Source organism: Legionella sp. ST3F1 (assembly GCF_048553315.1).
Classification (GTDB): Bacteria; Pseudomonadota; Gammaproteobacteria; order Legionellales; family Legionellaceae; genus Tatlockia; species Tatlockia donaldsonii.
Genome location: NZ_JBLZIO010000024.1, coordinates 58,080 through 64,079 on the forward strand (window position 1 = coordinate 58,080; position 6,000 = coordinate 64,079).

Genomic DNA, 6,000 nt, shown 5'->3' on the forward strand with positions numbered 1-6,000 from the left:
GCAACGCTTCTTAGCGGCTATTTTTTAGAAGAAAACGCTTTACACTGTTGTAACCAATACCTTGCAATATCAATACGGCGGGCTATCCAAATATCAGGGAATTGTTTGAGATAACTTAAAAACTGCTTTAACGCTAGACAACGACCAGGATGTCCACTAAAACGTGGATGTAAACAAATCGTCATCATAGTCGCTCTATTTTCTTGATATAAGTAATCCAAGGTATTTTTTAAATAGACGAAAAAATCATTAGACTGACTAAAACCTGGTGAGGTACTAAACCGAAAATCATTACAATCTAGCGTATAAGGAATAATTAAATGATGATTAGCAGCAAAATAGGGCAAGTCATCGGCATAACTATCTGAATCGTAGACAAAACCACCTATTTCCAATAATAAATCACGTGTATGCTCACTACGCCGCCCAGTATACCAACCAAGAGGTCGTTGTCCTGTTAATGTTTCTATGGTATTGATGCACAGAAGAATATGTTTTTTTTCCTCTTCGCGGGGTAGTTGTGCATAATCTATCCAGCGCCACCCATGCCCAGCAGTTTCATGCGCTGACTCATGCAAATACTGACTTAGTTCTGAATTGAGGGTTAACGCTAAACCAGTTAGGAAAAACGTCAGTGGAATTTGCTCTTGCTCAAATAAATGGATGAGACGCCATAAACCTGCCCGGCTACCATATTCAAATAAAGATTCCATACTCAAACTACGCACGCCTTCCGCTTTAGCTGCCAAGGGAAACTCCCCGCCATAAATCTCCGAAAAAGCATCGCCATTGACTGGTGTTAATTCCGCTCCTTCTTCATAATTAATCACAAAATTGAGGGCTACTTTGGCTTGATTTGGCCATTGAATATTAGGCGTCTTTCTTCCGTATCCAACCATGTCTCGTAACATTGTTTATCCTAACTCAAAGGAAGTAATTCCATAAATATGTTCCATGGGTAAAGACGGTGTCTCCCTTAAATACATGCGTGCAGTTTCAAAAACCTTTTCCAACTGATACCGCAGAACCAAGGCTTTAGCATAGGGATTATTTTCAGGAATATCCAAATAGATAGGCTTACCTTGGGCATAACTTGCCAAGGCAATGAACAGTTCATCAGCTATCGCCGCATTATCAGCAAACAAAGGACCAATTTTATATCCCTGCCGACAAGTTCTTATCACCCCATAACCAGCCAGTTTACGATCGTCGTCAAGATAACCAACTCCAAGACTATCGGGTTGATTAATCCAACATCGCAAGAAAGCAGCGCGTTCAGCAGGAAAATGTTGGCGATCATAGAGAAGCAACAAATTAAAGTCTATTTCCTTTAAGAGGACCAACGCCTTGTTGCTTTTAACGATCGGATGAAATCCAGAACAACTATAACGAGCATTATTATGAGCAAATTGGTATCCTAACTGCGCGTATTTATCGAGCATATTAGTCACACCATCAAGACCAACATTGCGTTGTCCTACATAAGCCAGGCGTGCTTTCGTAAGAGCGAGACCATAGCCCTGCCCGCGATAAATGTTATCAACAATATAGAAACCACAAAAAGCAAAGCGCTCATCATAGATTACCGCAGAACCTACAGCGATGATCTTGCCATTCAACTTCCCAGCAAAAAAACCATGGGGATCTGCTTGGTAAAAACACTCGGCATCATGTAATCCTGGATTCCATCCTTCATTGGCCGCCCAGTCAATGGCAATATTAACCTCGTCTTTTTCCATCCGCTCAACAAGGTAATTCTTCTTCATGATTAATCTCCTTAACATGACTGAAGAACGAAGCCATTGAAATATTATCTTGTGCTTCTAGCTTAGCAAAACTTACATATAACTATTAACTTCCCACTACTTATTTTAGCCCGCAATAGGTAATTACCCATTGCGAGACCCTTTCTAACCCGCGCCAGCTGTTTATTCCTCAGAACTATCTGAAGCGGCTTTGTCAGATTTGACTTGAGGTGAACAAGCCGCTGCTATACTATTAATTTCATCCGCGTATTGTTTATCAGTCATATTGTCAGCTTCTTTAATCAGCCCCATCAATTTAGGTTTGGCGCATTCACAATAAGCTTGAGTTGCCCTTTTGCCATTCTCGCTTAATTTAGGATAAACAAGGTTCCATCGATCAAGACAATATTCAGAGATATCATCTTCTGTAGCTTCGCTTAATCCTATTTCCTCTTCTAAAGAATCCATAGTATCGTGCAATAAAGTTTGTGACATACAAAGCTGAATTGCCTTGTTCACAGCTTCATCTGAATCCAAAGGTTGAGTTGCAGCACATTCGCAATATTTTTCACCAAAATCTTTATAGTCTACTTTATCTTTTGCTTCATTGACGCGGTTCATCCAAGTATTAACACAGGTTGTTTGAAAAGATTCCGCGTTTTGGCTTTCACTCTCAGCAGCATAAACAATCAGCGGAGAAAAACTAACTATCACAGCAGTTGCAATTGATTTTAAACAGAAATTCATAGTGCGTCACTCCATTGAATTGATAAGATGCCTTCACATTCAGCATAGCTTAAGCATAACAACTTCGCGAGTTGATATGAAGATAAAAGCCTCTTAACGCCGCACAAAATATTCCAAAAGCTCATCTACTTACAACACAAATGATCAAATATCGATCAATCTTATCAAATAACAGTCTACACTAAAAAGGGATAGCTTTCTTTGAGTTTCGTATGATTAAGAGCAGTGATGTCAAAGCCTCAGCAACTGTAGCATCTGAGTTTAAAGGCCCTATTCTGCTGCACATGGTTGATCAAAATGGTTACGGTGATGTTTCTCTTGCTATCAAAGTAGCAAAATTTCTCTTTAAAAAATATCCGCAAGCCGTGATTTGGATTAGCGGTAAAATGGAATCTTTTGAAAAAATACAAGAAATTGATCCTGACTTTTTGGACTATAACCTTAATCCCCGCTTGGGGACTGTTCTATCTGAATCAAGTGATTTTTTTACCCTGCGCGATGAAACCGATATTCCATTGGAAATTGAGACAGCGATTTTTAATAATTCGTTGCGGAAAGCTAAACGCCCACAACTTTTTATTGGCGAATACGGCTCTTATTTAACCACCCCTTATGCACTAATTAACCCCGACGTCATTCATATGAGTGGTAATCTAGGTAAAGGATACCCGGGAATACTTATTGAACCAGATTTAAAAAAATTTTCGCAATTAAGCCCGAATGAAAAAATGCAGGCAAGGGCCAAAATCTTAGAAGGCAACGCTCTCGATAAAGATGACCAACTATTAAAAAAGCAACTCTTACAGGATACAGATCCTACCAAATTTGTAGCCCAAAACGGCTGTGCATTTGCTTATTACAACTGGCCAGTCTCCTATAAAAGAGCAGCAATAGCCTTTGCCGCAAGCAATGATAGCGATCATGCTAATTTTTTTGTCAGCGCAAATGATAAACAGAATAAAGCCCAATCAATTTTTACTATGTTAAAAGATAATGATTTTCAATTAGCACTGAAACAGTTGGGCTATACAAAAATTAGCTTTTATAATGCGAAAGGGGAAGAAGATAGCATTGTATTAAACACCCACAAACCAAATGAAAGAGAGTTCAGGGTTTTTCAACGCAGCAGGTTCCACCATGATTTGATGCTTGATCTCATGCGTTTATCAGATGTTTGCGGTGTAGCCGGTGACCAATCATTGACGGAAGCGATTTCACTCGGAGCCATACCAATACCGGAGGAATGGCATTGCCAAGTGACTATAATCGGACAAATGGCAGAAGAATATTACAATGGCACCGTGATGGCAGGTTTTCACAATTGCTTATGGCAGGCGAGGCGAGAAACAGACATCGACAGATGGTTAGAAGCAGGAAAAATTTTAAAAGCCCACCGCTCAGCTGCAACGGTCGTCATTAAGAAAATTCAAGAAGAAGCCAATCTCTATAATGCCCTAGACTACCGGCTAAATGGGCTATTCGACAAACCACAACAGGAAAAAATCGATCATTATAATCAGTTATTCATTAAGGAATTAAAAGATTATGCATCGACCTTAAAGAAAGACAAGAAAGTGGCCTTTTCCCTCGCGACTGAGATTGCCAAATATCTTTGTCAAACCAAGCCTAGTGAACCGTTAACAATGAATAAACTATTACTGATCCTGGATACCCATATTGGCAAAAGAATGGCTCATATTGATAGCATTCGGTACCACACTATAACGGCCAATGATACGCACTTGATTAGAGAGCAGCAAAGCCATAGTTTTATAAAGCGTACTCTTTCTCATCAACCATCCGGCAATAGTGCCTTGGCCACGAGGTTACAAAACCTGTATCAAGAGTCTTTTAGTTCAGAAACAGAATCGTGGTTGACAGCAGAACAAAGTAATCCGGTCACTGCAAAAATACCTCAACAATAGTATTGCGCTCTAAGCATGATACAGCATTCTTAATTGGTCTTTTAACGCCCCAAAAGCAGACTCGATATTAATATAGTTCTTTTTGGCCAGATAAAAAGATAAAGATCCATCATCAGTAGCAGAATTTGATTGTAAAGCAACGTTAAATTTTAGTTTCTTTAAACGTCTATATTCTTCTGATTTAGTAACAAAATAGAAATTTCTATAATTACTTTTGGGTCGATAATGGAGTGCTTTAATATCCTTTGCCAAAGGATGTTTAGGAAAATATTCTTTTATGGAATAAGTTCTATTATTATGAACTGCAACAACTGTCTCGTTTTTAGGTAGTAACCTTTTAATTTTATCGGCAAACTTACTAACTTCGGTATGCGCTGCCGGCGAATAAGAGCCGTATTGTTTCAGTGTCTTCTTAATGCCTCTATCTGTAAAAATGCGATTTGGATCAAATTCGTAACGCACCCGACGTAAATGAAAAACGATATTGCGTGTTCCTGAATGCCGCAGCGTTATTAAACTACCTCCTTTCGCTTTAATAAAGGTTTTAGCTGCTGCTAATGCTGTTTTCTCATTCTCATGCAAGTGAACAAAGGTTTTTCCTTTCCCATACTGTTTTATAATTTCCACCTTGGTATTACCCAGCATGACTGGATACGTTGCAGCATAAACCAGGCTATGTACTATGAGATAAAAAAAGATCAAATATTTCATTTTGAATATCAAAAACACAAAATTGCATAAATTTTACCCTTTATCTGCGCTAAATTCATCCTTTTTATCTTCAGCACGAAGGCAATCAAGATAATATCATCCAATTAAACAGCTATTCTTAATAGAGGGAGGAAATAAAGCTAAATTAGCCATCAGGTCTAAGGAGTATACTATGGCTACCTCAAGGGCAAAAAAAATTAGTGCCATTATTGATAGTGAACAAGAATTAGAAATCATTATTACGGAATTAAGTGAAGAAGTTGTAGGACGCCAGGATATTAGTGTTCAAGGAAGTCCAGGTGAGCTAGATGAGCAGTATGGTACTCCTTTTCCCGATCCCGATATCCTGCAACATAGCGCTCATCCACCGAAAAAAGAGCCTTTCATGATAGATGACTTTGGCTGGGTCTTGGGATTTTCTATTGGGATCCCAATTTTTATTTTTGCTGCTATTGGCATTTTTCTCCTAGGCGATTTCCGCTCTCTGAAAGACAATTTATTTTTCGGGGGGATAGGTGTTATCGCAGGAGCCATTATTGGCTCAATCCTCGCGGGATTTCTGAAACTTTATCGCAATATGATAATAAAAAAACAAGAAAAGAAAGGCGGTTTTGTTTTATGGGTCAATGCCACTTCAGAACAGCAAATGAGTAAAATAATTCCTATTTTAGAAAAACATCATGCCAAACAAATTACCTTAGACTAGGAAAAATCTACTCCCTATAAAAAATGGCTTGAGCACTTATACCCTGATTTTTCGAGCATCGCAGCGGAGCATACATGTTAGTATGTGAACAGCGAAACGCAGAAAATCGAGGCATAAGTGCCATGATAGTAGACACTAAGGGCTGTTTATCTTTCGCTAGCTTGAG

At 38.9% G+C, this 6,000-nt stretch carries 6 protein-coding genes; 2 read left to right on the top strand and 4 right to left on the bottom strand.

From position 1 onward, the window contains the following. Window positions 1–17: 17 nt before the first annotated feature. The 3 genes from ACN4Z1_RS14290 to ACN4Z1_RS14300 all read right to left on the bottom strand — a co-directional run bounded on the left by ACN4Z1_RS14290 (window position 18) and on the right by ACN4Z1_RS14300 (window position 2,492). A complete protein-coding gene (locus ACN4Z1_RS14290) occupies window positions 18–911 on the bottom strand; it encodes a polysaccharide deacetylase family protein (RefSeq protein ID WP_419388194.1) in 894 nt (297 codons plus the stop codon). Window positions 912–914: 3 nt separating this feature from the next. Further along, window positions 915–1,766, bottom strand: a complete 852-nt coding sequence (locus ACN4Z1_RS14295; protein ID WP_228364469.1) for a GNAT family N-acetyltransferase — start codon at window positions 1,764–1,766, stop codon at window positions 915–917. A gap of 162 nt (window positions 1,767–1,928) precedes the next feature. After that, window positions 1,929–2,492 carry a hypothetical protein gene (locus ACN4Z1_RS14300; protein WP_228364468.1) on the bottom strand — a complete coding sequence of 188 codons (564 nt, stop codon included), beginning with the start codon at window positions 2,490–2,492 and terminating at the stop codon, window positions 1,929–1,931. A gap of 212 nt (window positions 2,493–2,704) precedes the next feature. On the opposite strand from ACN4Z1_RS14300, the gene ACN4Z1_RS14305 reads away from it, so the two are divergent. After that, complete coding sequence (locus ACN4Z1_RS14305; protein WP_228364467.1) at window positions 2,705–4,417, top strand: hypothetical protein; 1,713 nt, start codon at window positions 2,705–2,707, stop codon at window positions 4,415–4,417. A gap of 9 nt (window positions 4,418–4,426) precedes the next feature. Here ACN4Z1_RS14305 and ACN4Z1_RS14310 read toward each other — a convergent pair whose 3' ends face one another. After that, complete coding sequence (locus tag ACN4Z1_RS14310) at window positions 4,427–5,128, bottom strand: protein tyrosine phosphatase (protein ID WP_228364466.1); 702 nt, start codon at window positions 5,126–5,128, stop codon at window positions 4,427–4,429. A gap of 172 nt (window positions 5,129–5,300) precedes the next feature. On the opposite strand from ACN4Z1_RS14310, the gene ACN4Z1_RS14315 reads away from it, so the two are divergent. Beyond that, complete coding sequence (locus ACN4Z1_RS14315; protein ID WP_228364465.1) at window positions 5,301–5,834, top strand: AtpZ/AtpI family protein; 534 nt, start codon at window positions 5,301–5,303, stop codon at window positions 5,832–5,834. Window positions 5,835–6,000 lie beyond the last annotated feature (166 nt).

Bases quoted from the DNA above. Each gene is read 5' to 3' on its own strand.
- ACN4Z1_RS14290 (WP_419388194.1), bottom strand. From the start codon at position 911: ATGTTACGAGACATGGTTGGATACGGAAGAAAGACGCCTAATATTCAA.
- ACN4Z1_RS14295 (WP_228364469.1), bottom strand. From the start codon at position 1,766: ATGAAGAAGAATTACCTTGTTGAGCGGATGGAAAAAGACGAGGTTAAT.
- ACN4Z1_RS14300 (WP_228364468.1), bottom strand. From the start codon at position 2,492: ATGAATTTCTGTTTAAAATCAATTGCAACTGCTGTGATAGTTAGTTTT.
- ACN4Z1_RS14305 (WP_228364467.1), top strand. From the start codon at position 2,705: ATGATTAAGAGCAGTGATGTCAAAGCCTCAGCAACTGTAGCATCTGAG.
- ACN4Z1_RS14310 (WP_228364466.1), bottom strand. From the start codon at position 5,128: ATGAAATATTTGATCTTTTTTTATCTCATAGTACATAGCCTGGTTTAT.
- ACN4Z1_RS14315 (WP_228364465.1), top strand. From the start codon at position 5,301: ATGGCTACCTCAAGGGCAAAAAAAATTAGTGCCATTATTGATAGTGAA.